This window comes from Niveibacterium sp. COAC-50 (assembly GCF_013184235.1).
Taxonomy (GTDB): Bacteria; Pseudomonadota; Gammaproteobacteria; order Burkholderiales; family Rhodocyclaceae; genus Niveibacterium; species Niveibacterium microcysteis.
On record NZ_JABCJM010000005.1, the window covers coordinates 125,544 to 141,480 of the forward strand.

At 64.0% G+C, this 15,937-nt stretch carries 13 protein-coding genes; 8 read left to right on the plus strand and 5 right to left on the minus strand.

Translation table 11 applies throughout. From position 1 onward, the window contains the following. Window positions 1-19 precede the first annotated feature (19 nt). A complete protein-coding gene (gene hypA, locus HH302_RS17790) occupies window positions 20-394 on the minus strand; it encodes a hydrogenase maturation nickel metallochaperone HypA (protein ID WP_172203606.1) in 375 nt (124 codons plus the stop codon). Window positions 395-702: 308 nt separating this feature from the next. Between hypA and HH302_RS17795 the strand changes: the two genes are divergently transcribed. From HH302_RS17795 to fdhD, 3 genes are all read left to right on the plus strand, one after another. After that, window positions 703-1,248 carry a 4Fe-4S dicluster domain-containing protein gene (locus HH302_RS17795; RefSeq protein ID WP_172203607.1) on the plus strand — a complete coding sequence of 182 codons (546 nt, stop codon included), beginning with the start codon at window positions 703-705 and terminating at the stop codon, window positions 1,246-1,248. A 36-nt stretch (window positions 1,249-1,284) separates the two neighbouring features. Beyond that, window positions 1,285-3,432: a formate dehydrogenase subunit alpha gene (gene fdhF, locus HH302_RS17800; RefSeq protein ID WP_172203608.1), complete on the plus strand. Its 2,148-nt coding sequence runs from the start codon at window positions 1,285-1,287 to the stop codon at window positions 3,430-3,432. A 62-nt stretch (window positions 3,433-3,494) separates the two neighbouring features. Beyond that, a complete protein-coding gene (fdhD, locus tag HH302_RS17805) occupies window positions 3,495-4,325 on the plus strand; it encodes a formate dehydrogenase accessory sulfurtransferase FdhD (RefSeq protein WP_172203609.1) in 831 nt (276 codons plus the stop codon). 114 nt (window positions 4,326-4,439) lie between these two features. On the opposite strand, the gene adhE is transcribed toward fdhD, so the two are convergent. Continuing rightward, entirely contained in the window at window positions 4,440-7,106 is a 2,667-nt protein-coding gene (gene adhE / locus HH302_RS17810; RefSeq protein WP_172203610.1) for a bifunctional acetaldehyde-CoA/alcohol dehydrogenase, read from the minus strand. A gap of 262 nt (window positions 7,107-7,368) precedes the next feature. Here adhE and HH302_RS17815 point away from each other — a divergent pair, with 262 nt between their 5' ends. Next, window positions 7,369-8,145, plus strand: a complete 777-nt coding sequence (locus tag HH302_RS17815) for an alpha/beta fold hydrolase (protein WP_172203611.1) — start codon at window positions 7,369-7,371, stop codon at window positions 8,143-8,145. A 12-nt stretch (window positions 8,146-8,157) separates the two neighbouring features. On the opposite strand, the gene HH302_RS17820 is transcribed toward HH302_RS17815, so the two are convergent. Then, window positions 8,158-8,940 carry a ParA family protein gene (locus HH302_RS17820; RefSeq protein WP_172203612.1) on the minus strand — a complete coding sequence of 261 codons (783 nt, stop codon included), beginning with the start codon at window positions 8,938-8,940 and terminating at the stop codon, window positions 8,158-8,160. 242 nt (window positions 8,941-9,182) lie between these two features. Between HH302_RS17820 and HH302_RS17825 the strand changes: the two genes are divergently transcribed. Next, window positions 9,183-10,301: an ABC transporter substrate-binding protein gene (locus HH302_RS17825; RefSeq protein ID WP_172203613.1), complete on the plus strand. Its 1,119-nt coding sequence runs from the start codon at window positions 9,183-9,185 to the stop codon at window positions 10,299-10,301. Window positions 10,302-10,372: 71 nt separating this feature from the next. Here HH302_RS17825 and HH302_RS17830 read toward each other — a convergent pair whose 3' ends face one another. Further along, entirely contained in the window at window positions 10,373-10,822 is a 450-nt protein-coding gene (locus HH302_RS17830; RefSeq protein ID WP_172203614.1) for a cache domain-containing protein, read from the minus strand. 310 nt (window positions 10,823-11,132) lie between these two features. Between HH302_RS17830 and HH302_RS17835 the strand changes: the two genes are divergently transcribed. Genes HH302_RS17835 through HH302_RS17845 form a run of 3 tightly spaced genes read left to right on the plus strand, consistent with a single transcriptional unit; the run spans window position 11,133 to window position 14,836 of the window. After that, entirely contained in the window at window positions 11,133-13,427 is a 2,295-nt protein-coding gene (locus tag HH302_RS17835) for an NADP-dependent malic enzyme (protein WP_172203615.1), read from the plus strand. A gap of 52 nt (window positions 13,428-13,479) precedes the next feature. Continuing rightward, window positions 13,480-14,454, plus strand: coding sequence for a quinone oxidoreductase (locus tag HH302_RS17840; protein WP_172203616.1), 975 nt, complete (start codon window positions 13,480-13,482; stop codon window positions 14,452-14,454). A gap of 13 nt (window positions 14,455-14,467) precedes the next feature. Continuing rightward, a complete protein-coding gene (locus HH302_RS17845) occupies window positions 14,468-14,836 on the plus strand; it encodes a hypothetical protein (protein ID WP_172203617.1) in 369 nt (122 codons plus the stop codon). A 33-nt stretch (window positions 14,837-14,869) separates the two neighbouring features. Here the strand turns inward: HH302_RS17845 and HH302_RS17850 are convergent, their stop codons facing one another. Further along, window positions 14,870-15,781, minus strand: coding sequence for a LysR family transcriptional regulator (locus HH302_RS17850; RefSeq protein WP_172203618.1), 912 nt, complete (start codon window positions 15,779-15,781; stop codon window positions 14,870-14,872). Window positions 15,782-15,937: the final 156 nt, after the last annotated feature.

The window sequence follows — 15,937 nt, forward strand, 5'->3', positions numbered from 1 at the left end:
CCGCAGCGGTACTACCTTGTCAGGCCGGAGCGCCCGGCTCGATCACCACATCGACCACGCGCATCTGATCGCCGTCCGTCACCTTCAGTCGGAAGCCGCCGCATGTCGTGCAAGGCATGCCGACCTGTTCCAGTTCGACTTCCGCCTGGCAGGTTTCGCACCACGCCCGGCCCGGCGTGCGCTCGACCTCGATCCTGGCGCCCTCGGCCAGCGTGCCACGGCTGACGACCTCACAACAATATTGCAGGGTCTCGGCCTCGACATGCGCGAGCGCGCCGATCGCCAGCGCGATGCGGGTCACGCGCCGCGCGCCGGCTTTGCGAGCAGCGCCTTCGACGATGCCGATCACGCGTTCGGCCAGGGACAGTTCATGCATCGGCGCATTGTCCACCATCCACTGCCAGCGGCCGCGGCAGCTTGGCGCTGATCTGACCGTGGTCAAGTGCGTCCCGGGCAAGTATCGGCAGCAGCGGTGAGTGGTGCTTGCGCGCGCCGGTCCGTGCGCGCAGATATCTATATGGCGTGCCCTGAGGGCTGACGGCCCCGACCCTCGCCCTCGCCTCGAATCAGCGAATTGTCGGCGCGGAAACATTGATCCCTGTCTATTTGTGGCGATCGGAATGCGCTGATGATGAAAGTTTGAGGCGCGCAGGCGACGCTCACCCAGCTGGCGGCTTCCTTCACCTTGTCAGGAGTTTACGCATGAACCGGTTTGTCATCGCCGAGGCGAGCAAGTGCATCGGCTGTCGTACCTGTGAGATTGCCTGTGCGATGGCGCACCCGGCCGGCGATGCAGCCGACGGGCTGACGCCACGGAGCTTCGCGCCACGTCTGACGGTGGTGCGTAGTGGCACGATCACGACGCCGATCCTGTGTCGCCAATGCGATGACGCACCCTGCGTGCGCGCCTGCCCGAGCGGCGCAATTGTTTACGAGCAGGACAGCGTCCAGGTGTTGCAAGAGCGCTGTGTCGGCTGCAAGACCTGCGTGGTGGCCTGCCCCTACGGCGCGATGACGGTGGTGACGGTGCCTGCGGCGGCCGGTTCGGACACGGTGCTGGCGTCGCGCAAGACCAAATCCGAGGCGCAGAAATGCGACCTCTGCATCGATCGTGCCGAAGGCCCGGCGTGCATTCCCTCCTGCCCGACCAAGGCGCTGCACCTGATCGACAAGGACCGCATGGCCGCGACGCTGCGCAAGCGTCAGGCGCAGGCGGCGCTTGACCTGGCTGCCGGCGTGCAGTTCTGAACTGAATTCGAATCCCTCCGGAAAAGGACTTGTGAGATGAAGAAGGTCATTACGGTATGTCCGTACTGCGGTTCGGGCTGCAAGATCAACCTGCTGGTCGAAGGCAACAAGATCGTCGGCGCCGAAGGCGCGAACGGTGTTACGAACGAGGGCGAGCTGTGCCTGAAGGGCTACTACGGCTGGGACTTCCTCAACGACACCAAGCTGCTGACGCCGCGCCTGACCAAGCCGATGATCCGCCGCCAGCGCGGTGCCGGCTTCGAGGCGGTGTCCTGGGATGAGGCGATCGACTTCGCCGCGACGCGCCTGAAGGCGATCAAGGACAAGCACGGGCCGGATTCGATCATGGTCACCGGCTCGTCGCGCGGCACCGGCAACGAATCGAACTACATCGCGCAGAAGTTCGCCCGTGCGGTGATCGGTACCAACAATATCGACTGCTGTGCCCGCGTCTGCCACGGCCCCTCGGTGGCCGGCCTGATGGTCACGCTGGGCAACGGCGCGATGAGCAATTCGATCAACGAGATCGAAGACACCAAGTGCATCCTGGTGTTCGGCTACAACGCGGCGGATTCGCACCCCATCGTCGCGCGCCGCATCATCAAGGCCAAGGAGAAGGGCGCCAAGATCATCGTCTGCGACCCGCGCTACATAGAAACCGCGCGCCTCGCCGATCTGTACCTGCCGCTGAAGAACGGTACCAACATGGCGTTGGTGAACGCCTTCGCCAACGTCTTGATCAACGAGAACCTCTACAAACCCGATTTCGTCGCGCAGTACGCCGAGGGCTTCGAGGAATACAAGGCGGCGGTCGCCAAGTACACACCGGAATACACCGCCGAGATCACCGGGCTTGATCCGCAACTGGTGCGCGATGCGATGCGCATGTACGCCGGTGCGCCGAGCGCGACGATCCTCTGGGGCATGGGCGTGACGCAGTGGGGGCAGGCGGTGGATGTGGTCAAGGGGCTCTCCAGCCTTGCCACAATCACCGGCAACCTCGGCCGGCCGAACGTCGGTGTCGGCCCGGTGCGCGGCCAGAATAACGTGCAGGGCGCCTGCGACATGGGCGCACTGCCCAACACGCTGCCGGGCTACTACCCGGTGACCGATGCAGCAGCGCGCGAGAAATTCGCCAAGGCCTGGGGCGTGCCGAGCATCCCTGCCGAGAAGGGCTTCGGCATCACCGAAGTGCCGCACAAGATCCACGAAGGCAAGCTCAAGGCCTACTACATCTTCGGCGAAGACCCGCTGCAGACCGACCCGGATCTGGGCATGCTGCGCGAGGCCTTCTCGAAGCTCGAACTCATCATCGTGCAGGACATCTTCATGACGAAGACCGCGATGATGGCCGACGTGATCTTCCCGGCCACTTCGTGGGGCGAGCACGAGAACGTGTTCTCCAGCGCCGACCGGGGCTTCCAGCGTTGCTACAAGGCGGTGGACGCGAAGGGCGACGTCAAGGACGACTGGGAAATCCACAGCCTGATGGCGACGGCCATGGGCTACCCGATGAAGTACAACAACGCGCAAGAGATTTGGGACGAACTGCGCGGGCTGTGCCACCTGTACACCGGTGCGACCTACGAGAAGATGGCCGACCTCGGCTATGTGCAGTGGCCCTGCGAGAGCGAGGATCACCCTGGCACGCCCTGGCTCTACAAGGGCAACAAGTTCGACACGCCGAGCGGCAAGGCGCTGCTCTTTGGCACCGAATGGCGCCCGCCGCTGGAGAAGGTGGATGCCGACTACCCGCTGGGCCTCTGTACCGTTCGCGAGGTCGGCCACTACTCCTGCCGCTCGATGACCGGCAACTGCACCGCGCTGCAGACCCTGGCCGACGAGCCGGGCTATGTGCAGATCCATCCGGATGATGCGAAGACCTACGGCGTCAAGGATCAAGCCCTGGTCTGGGTGTCGTCGCGCCGCGGCAAGGTGATCACCCGCGCCAACCATAACGATCGGGTCAACAAGGGCGCGGTGTATATGACCTACCAGTGGTGGATTGGCGCCTGTAACGAGCTGACCGTGGACCATCTCGATCCGATCTCGAAAACGCCGGAATACAAGTTCAGCGCGGTCAAGGTCGAAGCGATCGCGGATCAGGCCTGGGCTGAGAAGTATGTCCAGACTGAGTACAGCAAGATGAAGGCCGGCATGCGCAAAGCGGCCATGGCCGACTGACCGCCGCGGCGGCCGGGCTTAACCGCCCGGTCGCCGCGTTTCGCTCCAACAGAAGGGCGTTCATGTCCGACGATGTGTTAGAGAGCCTTCCGGACGCCTTGCAGGAGGTCCGCATCCTGCGCCACTCGCCAGGCGGCGTGGAGGACTGCGCCGACGAGGTCGCGGAAGAAGTTCCGGTCGCGCTGGTGTTCAACGGCATCTCGCATGCAGTGATGATGGCGACACCCGCCGACCTGGACTGTTTCGCACTGGGCTTTGCGCTGTCGGAGGGTATCGTCAAGGACCGGCACGAGGTCTTCGATATCGAGGTGCTGCCACATGCAGACGGCGTCGAGGTGCAGCTCCAAATCGCGCAGTCCGCATTTGCCTGTTTGAAAGCGCATCGACGCAGCCTCACCGGGCGCACCGGCTGTGGCGTGTGTGGCACCGAGAGTCTGGGGCTGCTCGATCTGACACCGGAGCGGGTGAGTGCGGCGCCGACGTTCGAGCTCGATCATCCGCGCCTGCAGCGCATCCTTGAAGGTTTGCCGGCGCAACAGGCGCTGACGCGCGCGACCGGATGCGCACACGCGGCCGCCTGGTGCGATGCGCAAGGCGAGATCGTGCGTGTGTTCGAAGACGTCGGGCGGCACAACGCGCTCGATAAGCTCTTCGGCTGGATGGCGAAATCCGGCGTTGCGCCGTCGAGCGGTCTCGTCTTCCTCACGAGCCGCGCGAGCTACGAGTTGGTGCGCAAGTGTGCGCGCATGAACGTGCCGGTGCTGGCAACCATATCGGCGCCCACGACGCTGGCAATTCGGATCGCGCACGCGGCCGGCATTCGCCTGCTGAGCTTCTGCCGCCAAAACGGTTTCGTCGAATACCCCGCTACGGATGTGACGCCAAGCCGCTGATTCGATCACGCGCAGCTTGGCTGCCGTGCAGGTGGCGCTGGCGTTTGAGCCACTGAAAACAAAAAGCCCCGGGTTCGCACCCGGGGCTTTTCTTTACGACTTCAACCGAAGCGATCAGGCAACCTTCTTGCCGCCCTTCTTGGCAGCCACCGGAGCGGCTTCTGTCTCTTCTTCGCGTTCGTACGCTTCGACGTAGGCGCGACCGTAGTAGCTGTCGAGCAGGATCTGCTTGAGTTCGCTGATCAGCGGGTAGCGCGGGTTGGCGCCGGTACATTGATCGTCGAACGCATCTTCGGCCAGCTTGTCGACCTTGGCCAGGAAGTCGGCTTCGGACACGCCAGCAGCCTGGATCGATGCCGGGATGTTGAGGGTCTTCTTCAGGCCATCAACCCACTCGACCAGCTTCTCGACACGCTCATGGTCACGCGACGCTTCGATGCCGAGGTGACGGGCGATCTGGGCGTAACGGGCAACGCTCTTCGGACGGTCGTACTGCGAGAACGCAGCCTGCTTGGTCGGAATGTCGACCGCGTTGTAGCGGATGACGTTCGAGATCAGCAGTGCGTTGGCCAGACCGTGAGCGATGTGGAACTCGGCACCCAGCTTGTGCGCCATCGAGTGGCAAACACCCAGGAAGGCGTTGGCAAACGCGATACCGGCGATGGTCGCGCCGTTATGCACTTGCTCGCGGGCCTTCGGATCCTTGGCGCCATTCTCGTAAGCGGAGGGCAGGTAGTCCTTCAGCAGCTTGAGCGCTTGCAGGGCTTGTGCATCCGAGTACTCGTTGGCCATGATCGACACATAGGCTTCGAGCGCGTGGGTCACAGCGTCGATACCACCGAAGGCGGTCAGCGACTTGGGCATGTTCATGACCAGGTTCGCGTCGACGATCGCCATGCTCGGCGTCAGTTCGTAGTCGGCGATTGGGTACTTCACGCCGGTCACTTCGTCGGTCACGACGGCAAACGGGGTGACTTCCGAGCCGGTACCCGAGGTCGTCGGCACGGCAACCATCATCGCCTTGACGCCCAGCTTCGGGAACTTGTAGATGCGCTTGCGGATGTCCATGAAGCGCAGCGCCAGGTCTTCGAACGCGACTTCCGGATGCTCGTACATCACCCACATGATCTTCGCAGCGTCCATCGGCGAACCGCCGCCCAGCGCCAGGATCACGTCCGGCTGGAAGGCGTTGGCCAGCGACAGGCACTTGCGCACGACGGCCAGTGTCGGGTCGGCAGCCACTTCGAAGAACACTTCGACTTCCATGCCCAGGCTCTTGAGCAGGCGAACCGGCTCATCGACATAACCGTTTTCGAACAGGTAACGGTCGGTCACGATCAGGCAGCGCTTCTTGCCCTGCAGGTCGTCAAGGGCGAACGGCAGACAGCCGCGGCGGAAGTAGATCGACTTCGGAAGTTTGTGCCACAACATGTTCTCGGCTCGCTTCGCAACGGTTTTCTTGTTGATCAAGTGCTGGGGACCGACGTTCTCGGAGATCGAGTTGCCGCCCCACGAACCGCAACCCAGCGTCAGCGAGGGTGCAAGCCGGAAGTTGTAGAGGTCACCGATACCGCCTTGCGACGACGGGGTGTTGATCAGGATACGAGCGGTCTTCATCTTGTCGCCGAAGTGGCGGATGCGATCCTGCTGCAGATCCTGGTCGGTGTAGAGGGCCGAGGTGTGGCCGATACCGCCCATGGTGACCAGTGCGACAGCCTTGTCGCAGGCGTCGTAGAAGTCCTTGGCGCGGTACATGCCCAGACACGGCGACAGCTTCTCGTGAGCGAAGGCTTCTGCGTCGTTGATGTCGGTCACTTCGCCGATCAGCACCTTGGTGAAGGGCGGCACGGTGACGCCGGCCATCTCGGCGATCTTGATCGCGGACTGGCCAACGATAGCGGCGTTCAGGTGACCATCAACCAGGATGACCTTGCGGACAGCCTCGGTTTCCTTCTTGCTCAGCATGTAGCCGCCGTGGTGCGCGAAACGCTCACGCACTGCGTCGTACACCTTGTCGACGACGATCACGGACTGCTCGGATGCGCAGACGACGCCATTGTCGAAGGTCTTCGACATCAGGATCGACGCGACGGCGCGCTTGATGTCGGCGGTTTCGTCGATCACCGCCGGGGTGTTGCCCGCGCCGACGCCGATCGCCGGCTTGCCGGACGAGTAGGCTGCCTTGACCATGCCGGGGCCGCCGGTGGCAAGGATCAGGTTGATTTCCGGGTGACGCATCAGCGCGTTCGACAGCTCAACCGTCGGCTCGTCGATCCAGCCGATGATGTCCTTCGGGGCGCCGGCGGCAACAGCTGCATCCAGCACCAGCTTGGCTGCATAGCAGGTGGCCTTCTTGGCGCGGGGGTGCGGCGAGAAGACGATACCGTTGCGGGTCTTCAGTGCGATCAGCGCCTTGAAGATGGCGGTCGAGGTCGGGTTGGTGGTCGGGACGATGCCGCAGATGATGCCGATCGGTTCGGCGATCGTCATGATGCCGAATTCCGGCTCTTCGTCCAGCACGCCGCAGGTCTTCTCGTCCTTGTACTTGTTGTAGATGTACTCGGATGCGAAGTGGTTCTTGATGACCTTGTCTTCCAGGATGCCCATGCGGGTTTCCTCGACGGCCATCTTCGCCAGCGGGATGCGCGCATCGGCGGCGGCCAGCGCTGCGCTGCGGAAGATCAGGTCAACTTGCTCTTGGGAGAAACTGGCGAACTTCTGCTGGGCAGCCTTTACTCGAACCAAGAGGGCGTCGAGCTCGGCGACATTCGTAACGGTCATTACAATGCTCCTGCATCAAGGGGAATCGGGCGCAGTGTCGGGGGAGCCTTCGGGATCCACGCGGGGATGTGCGCGTATCGGTTGGCGGCAGCGGCCTGCGTATGTTTTCCGCGGAGTATAAGGATCGTGCAGAAAATGAATATGATCTAGGTCAGTCGCTGTGGCGCCGCAGCAATCCTCGTCAAACAAGCAGCGCCGCAGCCCTCAGGCACTTCGCGCCGGCAAAGGTTCCGGCCTCATCAAACGCCAGGGAGTCGGGAGCATGGATCTTCAACTCGACGGGCTGCGACTGCATGTCCGCAAAGAGGGTAACGGCCCCTGTGTGACGCTGTTGCACGCGCTGGGTGCGAACCACGCGATCTGGGACGCGCAGGCCGAAGCGCTGGCGCAGCGCTTCACCGTGCTGCGGCCGGACTTGCGCGGGCATGGCCGCAGCGATGCGCCGGCGGGCGCCTACAGCCTTGATATGCTGGCGGGAGACATCGTGGCGATGTGGGACGCACTGCATGTCGAGCAAAGCCATGTGGTCGGGATTTCGCTCGGCGGCTTCATCGTGCAGCACCTCGCGCTGGGGTGGCCGGAGCGTATCGGACGCCTGGTACTGGCGGACACCTCCAGCGGTTACCCGCCTGAGGCGGCCGCCCAGTGGCCGGCGCGGATCCGGACGGTGCTCGAAGAGGGTTTGCACGGGCTGGTGCCGGCGACCCTGGAGCGCTGGTTTACCGCACCCTATCGCGAACGCCACGCCGAGCGCGTCTGCGAGATCGGCCGCATCATCGAAACGACCCCGCGGCAGGGCTATGCGGGCTGCTGCCACGCCATTGCGGGGCTCGCCACGACCAACCGTCTATCGCAGATCGCGACGCCGGCACTCGTGCTGGTTGGCGAGCAGGATGTCGGCACACCGGTGTCGATGGCTCGAACCTTGGCCGAGGGCATTCCGGGGGCCGAACTGCGCGTGATCGAACAGGCCGCGCACCTCTCGAACGTCGAGCAACCGGCGGTGTTCAATCGCCTGCTGCTCGACTTTCTGCGCTAGCCAGTCGGGTGCTCAGCTGGCGGCGCGCCGCCCCTGCAGCGAGTCGTAAAGCGCGGTGAACTCCTTGGCCAGCTTGTGGCTGGGGTCCAGGTGGATCATCGGTTTGGCCTGTTCGTGCGACTCGCGGATCTTCACGCTCGCTGACAGGAAGCTGGTCAGTACCGGCAGACCTTCCTGCTGGAGTTCCTGAACGATGCGCTGCGGCAGCGCGGCACGCGGCTGGAACTGATTCACGACGATGCCCTCGATTTCGAGATCCCCGTTGTGGTCGGACTTCAGCTCGGTCACATTCTCAAGCAACGCGTACAAGGCCCGGCGCGAGAAGTCGTCGCAGTCAAACGGGATCAGGCAGCGCTGCGCGGCGATCAGCGCGGAGCGGGTGTAGAAATTGAGCGCCGGCGGCGTGTCGATGAACACCATGTCGTAGTCGTCGGCCAGTTCGTCGAGCGCGTCGCGCAGCTTGTAGATCTTGTAGCGCGACTCGAGCTTGCTCATCAGCTCTTCCAGCGCGGGGGCCGACGGCAGGATGTCGAGCCGCTCAAACGGCGTGCGGTGGACATAGCTTTCGACGCGGTCGTTCAGCAGGCGCAGACGCAGGGTCTGGTCAAACATGTCGGCGAGCGTCTTCTCCAGCGTGTCGGCCGCCTTGCCCATCAGGTAATGCGTGCTGTTGCCTTGCGGATCCAGGTCGACGACCAGTGTCCGTTTGCCGCGGCTGGCGGCGATGGCGGCCAGGTTGCAGGTAATCGTGGACTTGCCCACGCCCCCTTTTTGGTTGAACACGACGCGTCGCACAATGGAATCCTTGTCTGATTGGTGCACCACGGCATTGTGCCAAAAGCACAGGTGATGGGGCAGGGCGATATGGGGTTTGGCTGAGGGGTCTGACAGCAATTTCCGTTTGATGTAGTTTTACAAACGCGAAGCAACCGAAATTTGTGAAACTCAGTTACTCTTTTCACGTTCGGCGTGAATTGCCCGAATTCCAAGAACAGAATGCGGACCAAGAGTCCGGCACAAAAATCAGGAGGTGGATGGTGAGGCGCAGTCTTAACGCGCTGTTCGTGGCGCTGACCCTTGGGGGGATTGCTCCGCAGGCAGGGGCCGAAGATCTGGTGGTACTTCAGGTTGCGCCGGGCGCGACGAAGGAAGGCAGTGTCGGCTGGCAGATCCAGATGGGAGCCAAGAGCTGGTTCGATGAAGTCAACGTCCGCGGCGGCGTTGGCGGCAAGCAGATCAAGCTAATGGCGGTGGATGAGGGTGCGGATATCTCCGCGCAAACGAAGGCGCTGATCAAGGAGCATCAGCCCGCCGCGCTGTTTGGCACCGTTGGTGCCGCGGCAGTACAGAAGCTTGTGGCCGACAAGGTGCTCGACAGCGCCCAGGTTCCGCTGGTTGGCCCGCGCACCGGCGCTGGTTTCATCGCGAACGACAAGGCGGCGTCGATGGTCTTCCTGACGCGCCCGAGCTACGCGGATGAAATCGACAAGGTCATGAAGCAGCTGGCGACGATCGGCATCCGCAAGTTCGTGGTTTTCTATTCCGAAGACCAGGCCGGTCTTGAGTACCGTGACCTGGCAAAGTCGGTGGCCGCGAAGCAGGGGCAAACCGTCGAGGCCGCGGTTGCGCAGCCGAAAGAGCTCAACAAGATCGCCGCGCTGGCCGACGCCGTGCTTGAGAAGGAGCACCAGGCCGTGTTGCTGGCGGTTGAGGCGCCGGCTGCTGCCGCCTTCGTCAAGCGTTATCGCGAGCAGGGTGGCGCAGGTCAGCTGGTGGGGCTCTCCACGGTTGAAGGCGTGCGCTTGTCGGAGCTTGCCGGTGCCAAGGCTGCGCGTGGCGTAGCACTCGTGCAGGTCGCGCCGAATCCGCGCAATGAGGCGTACGCGGTGGTGCGTGAATTCACGACCAACTACCGCAAGTACGGCCCCTACACCGAGGAGCCGACGCAGGCGATGATGGAAGGCTATCTCGCCGCCAAGGTTGTCACCGAAGGCCTCAAGCGTGGCGGCGGCAAGGCCGGCTTGGCGCGTGGCATCGCGAGCATGTCCGGCTACGACGTTGGCGGCCTGAGCTACACCTTCGGAAGTGCGTCGCGCAGTGGCGCGAAGTACATCGAGATGTCGGTGATTGACCGCGAAGGGCGCGTGACGCGCTAACGCGCTAAACGCTATCCAGACGTGAAAACGGCGACCCGCGGGTCGCCGTTTTGTTTGGGGATCTGCGTCGTTCAGTCGTTCAGCGTCGCCAGCAGCACCACGTCGCCCTGGCGCTTCACCAGTGCGGCCTCGCGGCGTTCGGCGCGGGTCATCGGGCTGCGCGTCTTGTAATACACCCAGCCTTCGCCGCTCGCGTTGGCAACCTGCAGCGCATCCACGAACAGGTAGTTGCCGTGGGTGTCTTTCAGATCCAGCACGTTACGACCGACGCGCTGGGGTTGGGTTGGGTCGGCGACGACGTTGCCGGCCATGTCCAGCACCAGCACGCGCGTCGCGCCAGCATGGAGCGGGCTGTTGGCCTTCTGCAGGCTCTTTACGAGCGCCTCGTTGCCGTTGCTGGCCGCGTAACGGGTGGCACGATCCATCGCGGCCTGTGCGTCCTCCTTGGTGGCTTGCGGCTTGAAAGACACCGCGGCTGCTGCGGCGCCGATGATGACAAGTCCGATTAGGCTGCTCTTCATTACGATTCTCCCGAGTCTGATTACCGCACGTTCTTCGACGTGTAACTGTTACAACGGCACTTGCCATTTCCTACTTTAGGGTGATATGTGCCGCGTGGCGTACCGGCCATGACGCACTGCGGTAGAATCGCGCCGAACGTACTGCTACGTCCTTCCCCCCAGCGTTGTCCGATCGGGACAACGGCTTGCCGGTGTGTGTCCGGAGGTCTGCTCCGCACCGGTGTCACGTGCAGCACGCCCAGTGTCGTCAGCCCCACTTAGAGTGGCTGCGGCGGGCATTGCATTCAGACAATCACGCGAGGCAAGAACAATGGACAAGGATTTCGTCGCTGCGGCGCTCGACTATCACCGCTATCCCACGCCCGGGAAAATCTCGGTCACGCCGACCAAGGGGCTGACCAACCAGCGCGATCTTGCGCTTGCCTACTCGCCCGGCGTCGCAGCCGCGTGCGAGGCCATCGTGGCGGACCCGGCCCAGGCAGCAGAGCTGACATCGCGCGGCAACCTCGTCGGCGTCATCACCAACGGCACCGCCGTTCTTGGCCTTGGCAACATCGGCCCGCTCGCCGGAAAGCCGGTGATGGAAGGCAAGGGCTGCCTGTTCAAGAAATTCGCCGGCATCGATGTGTTCGACATCGAGCTCAACGAGAACGATCCCGACAAGCTGATCGACATCATCGCGGCGCTCGAACCCACGCTGGGCGGCATCAATCTCGAAGACATCAAGGCGCCCGAATGCTTCTACGTCGAGCAGAAGCTGCGCGAGCGGCTGAACATCCCGGTCTTCCACGATGACCAGCATGGCACTGCGATCATTTCCACTGCGGCGCTGATCAACGGGCTGGAGGTGGTCGGCAAGCGCATCGACGAGGTGAAGCTGGTCTGCTCCGGCGCAGGTGCCGCTGCAATCGCGTGCATGGACTTGATGTGCCGCCTCGGTCTGCGGCGCGAGAACGTGTACGTCTGCGATTCGAAGGGCGTCATCTGGCGTGGGCGCGACGCGACGATGGAGCCGAACAAGGCCCGCTACGCGCAGGAGACCAGCGCGCGGACGCTGGCCGAGGTCATCGAGGGGGCGGACGTCTTCCTCGGCTTGTCCACGGCTGGCGTGCTGAAGCCGGAAATGGTCGCCAAGATGGCGCCGCGCCCGTTGATCTTCGCGCTGGCAAATCCGACGCCCGAGATCATGCCGGAGGAGGCCAAGGCGGTTCGGCCGGACTGCATCATTGCGACCGGTCGTTCGGACTATCCGAACCAGGTGAACAACGTGCTGTGCTTCCCGTTCATCTTCCGCGGCGCGATGGACGTTGGGGCTACGCGCATCACCGACGAGATGAAGCTGGCGTGTGTGCGAGCCATCGCCGAACTCGCGCGCGCAGAGCAGAGCGACGTCGTGGCGATGGCCTACGGCGGCGCGGAGCTGCGCTTCGGTGCCGACTACCTGATCCCGAAGCCCTTTGACCCGCGGCTGATCGTGCGGATTGCGCCGGCGGTGGCCAAGGCGGCCATGGACTCCGGGGTTGCCACGCGCCCGCTCGCCGACATGGATGCCTACGTCCAGCATCTGACTGAGTTTGTGTACCACTCGGGCATGGTGATGAAGCCCGTCTTCAATGCGGCCAAGCGCGTGGCGGCCAACCGCAAGCGGGTGGTGTATTGCGAGGGTGAAGACGAGCGTGTGCTGCGTGCGGTACGCGTCGTGGTCGACGAAAACCTGGCGCACCCGATCCTTGTCGGGCGCCCCGCGGTGATCGAAAAGCGTATCGAGCGCTTCGGCCTGAACCTGACGCTCGGCCGAGACTTCGAGGTGGTGAACCCCGAGTCCGACCCACGCTATCGCGACCTCTGGCAACGCTACTACCGCCGCATGTCGCGCGACGGCGTAACGCCCGATATCGCCAAGGCCGAACTGCGCCGCGACACCACGCTGATCGGCTGCATGCTGCTGGATAAGGGCGACGCCGATGCGCTGGTCTGCGGTACCTACGGCGCCTACGAGAACCACCTGCGCCGCGTGTCCGACATCATCGGCCTGCGCACCGGTGCGAAGCTGTTCGCGGCGATGAACCTGCTCTTGCTGCCGGCGCGCATGATGGCGATCACCGATACCTACGTGAACGAAAGCCCGGACGCCGAAGAGATTGCCGAGATCACCCGCATGGCGGCGGAAGAGCTGCGCCGTTTCGGCATCGAGCCGCGTGCTGCGCTACTGTCGCATTCCAGCTTCGGAAGCTCGCGCTCCGCCTCGGCACGCAAGATGCGTGCTGCGCGCGAGCGCCTTGCCGAGCTCGCGCCCGAGCTTGAGGCGGATGGCGAAATGCACGGTGACGCAGCGCTGTCGCCGGAGATCCGCGAGCGTGTGCATCCGGAATCGACGCTGAAGGGTGAAGCGAACCTGCTCGTGATGCCCAACCTCGATGCGGCTAACATCGCGTTCAACCTGCTCAAGATGTCTGGCGGTGACGGTGTGACGGTTGGCCCGATCCTGCTCGGTGCAGCCAAGGCAGTGCACATCCTGACGCCCTCGGCGACCGTGCGGCGTCTGGTAAATATCACCGCCCTCGCGGTGGTGGATGCGGCCGCAGCGACGGTGCGCGACCGCTAAAACGCAGCTGGGCGGCATCAAGCATGCCGCCCGCTTTCGCAAGGAGATTCGCATGTCGATGGCAATTCGCATTCCCCGCCACGGTGGCCCTGAAGTGCTCGAATGGCAGGCTGTGGATGTCGCGCCGCCCGCTGCGGGTGAGGCTCAGGTCCGTCATCACGCGGTTGGACTGAACTACATCGACGTCTATCACCGCAATGGCCTCTATCCCCTGACGCTCCCGAGCGGCATCGGTGTTGAGGGCGCCGGCGAAGTGGTGGCCGTAGGGCCCGGCGTGGTCGATGTCGCGGTCGGCGATCGCGTTGCCTATGCTGGCGGGCCAGTCGGAGCCTACGCGCAGGTCCGTAATCTGCCGGCGGACCGCCTGGTGCGCCTGCCGGATGCGATTTCGTTTGAAACCGGCGCGGCGATGATGCTGCAAGGGCTAACTGCGCAATACCTGTTGCGACGCACCTACCGCGTTCAGGCCGGCGACACGATCCTCGTGCATGCCGCCGCAGGCGGGGTTGGCTTGATCCTGTGCCAGTGGGCGAAGGCGCTTGGCGCAACGGTGATCGGCACAGTTGGGTCCGACGAAAAAGCCGCGCTCGCCCAAGCGCACGGCTGTGACCATGCGATTGTCTATACGCGTGAGCGTTTTGCCGACCAGGTGAAAGCAATCACCGGCGGTGCCGGTGTGGCCGTCGTCTATGACTCGATCGGCAAAGATACCTTCATGGATTCGCTCGCCTGCCTGCGTCCGCTGGGCACGATGGTGACCTACGGCAATGCCACGGGCCCGGTGCCGCCGCTCGATCTTGGCCTGCTGGCGAAAATGGGCTCGCTGTACGTGACGCGACCGACGCTTTTCACTTACACCGCGAAACGATCAGACCTGCTCGCGATGTCGGCGGAGCTGTTCGAGGTAGTGCAGAATGGCACCGTGAAAATCGAGATCCGCCAGCGCTATCCGCTTTCGGACGCTGCGCAGGCGCATCGCGATCTTGAAGCACGCCGGACGACTGGCTCGACAATCTTGCTGCCCTGATCCTCTGCTGCCCATGCGAAACCTGTTCTATCGCCTGATCCTTGTCGTCGCGGCCTTTGCTGCGACGGCGCGCGCGGCCGAAGTGCCACCGGAGGCGCCGTTTACGCCGGCCCAGGCGGCATTCTTCAAGGCTGAAACACGCAAGGCCGATGACCGTTTCGTGCGCGACGTTGCGCGGATAACTGGCAGTTCCGAGGCCTCGATCCGCAAGGTGATGCCAGCCGAAGGCCGCATTTCGAACCCCGCTGTGCGGGTCGTGACCACGCTCGAGCATCAGCGTGGCGCCGAGTTCCCGGAGGCGATCCGCGCCCAGGTTGACGCCGCGGAGGCTGAGCGGCGCAAGGCTGTGGCCGCCGCGCGCGAAGCAGCGCGCCTGCGCTAAGGCGGATCAGGCGGCTGAGCTGCGCCGCGGGCGCTAGTCCTCAATCCGCTGCAGCAGCGCTGCGCAGCCGGGCTCCAGCAGACGCTCGACGAACCAGTCGAGCGCTCGCCCGCGCTGGTTCGACTGCCAAGCCAGCCAGAGCGGCGCGATGGGCTTTGGGGCGTCGAGTTTCTTGATCTTCAACCGCCCCGCTGCGGCCTCTCTTTCAGCCAGCGCTATCGGCAGGTGGCCAACGCCCAGGCCGATACGCTGTGCTGCCGCTTTGGCCGCAATATCCGGCACCGTCAGCGTGTCTTGTCCGTCGAGCAGCCCAGCGGTGCGAGCGACCAACTGACGCGAGGTGTCCGCCACGACGATTGCCCGGTATTGGCGAGCCAGGTCGGCCGGGATCGGCTCCGGTGCATCGGCCAGCGGGTGGTGGGGCGCCACGCAGAAGGCAAACTCCAGCGTGCCCCAGCTGCGGGTGGCGTAGCTGGCACCCGGTGGCGGATCGCCGACGGCGCCGATCACCAGATCAGCCCGCCCGGTTGCCAGGGAATCCCAGGTGCCGCCAAGCACTTCGTACATCAGCTTGAGGCGGGTACCTCCATAGTTTGCGTAGAACTCCGCGATGATCGGGTTCAAGGCGGCGGCGTCCAGCGCGCCTTCGATCGCGATACGCAACTCGGATTCCCACCCTGTGGCAATCCGCCGGGCGCGGCATTCAAGATCGCCTGCGGCTCGCAGCAACGCCCGGCCATCGTCGAGCAAGGTCCGCCCGGCGGCCGTCAGCACGGCGCGACGCCCGACTTTCTGGAACAGCTCGAAGCCGAGATCCTCTTCGAGTTTTCTGACGGCGTGGGTCAGCGCGGAAGGCACGCGATGCAGCGCGTCCGCAGCGGCGGCGAAACTGCCGCGTGCTTCGATCGCGTCCAGCATGGCCAGCGCTTCAAGCGAAATCTTCATGTGGGTTTCCCGGTTGGCCGTGCGCGCGAGATGTCTGGCGTCGATTCTAGGCGAGCAGTGGGCCGTGACGCACGCTCGCCGCGCCGGCTAAGATGCCGGCCCGTTCAGTCTCGGCGCTCGCCATGCATATCGTTGCCACAAGCCTCAAACAATCGG

Bases quoted from the DNA above. Each gene is read 5' to 3' on its own strand.
- hypA (WP_172203606.1), bottom strand. From the start codon at position 394: ATGGTGGACAATGCGCCGATGCATGAACTGTCCCTGGCCGAACGCGTG.
- HH302_RS17795 (WP_172203607.1), top strand. From the start codon at position 703: ATGAACCGGTTTGTCATCGCCGAGGCGAGCAAGTGCATCGGCTGTCGT.
- fdhF (WP_172203608.1), top strand. From the start codon at position 1,285: ATGAAGAAGGTCATTACGGTATGTCCGTACTGCGGTTCGGGCTGCAAG.
- fdhD (WP_172203609.1), top strand. From the start codon at position 3,495: ATGTCCGACGATGTGTTAGAGAGCCTTCCGGACGCCTTGCAGGAGGTC.
- adhE (WP_172203610.1), bottom strand. From the start codon at position 7,106: ATGACCGTTACGAATGTCGCCGAGCTCGACGCCCTCTTGGTTCGAGTA.
- HH302_RS17815 (WP_172203611.1), top strand. From the start codon at position 7,369: ATGGATCTTCAACTCGACGGGCTGCGACTGCATGTCCGCAAAGAGGGT.
- HH302_RS17830 (WP_172203614.1), bottom strand. From the start codon at position 10,822: ATGAAGAGCAGCCTAATCGGACTTGTCATCATCGGCGCCGCAGCAGCC.
- HH302_RS17835 (WP_172203615.1), top strand. From the start codon at position 11,133: ATGGACAAGGATTTCGTCGCTGCGGCGCTCGACTATCACCGCTATCCC.
- HH302_RS17840 (WP_172203616.1), top strand. From the start codon at position 13,480: ATGTCGATGGCAATTCGCATTCCCCGCCACGGTGGCCCTGAAGTGCTC.
- HH302_RS17845 (WP_172203617.1), top strand. From the start codon at position 14,468: ATGCGAAACCTGTTCTATCGCCTGATCCTTGTCGTCGCGGCCTTTGCT.
- HH302_RS17850 (WP_172203618.1), bottom strand. From the start codon at position 15,781: ATGAAGATTTCGCTTGAAGCGCTGGCCATGCTGGACGCGATCGAAGCA.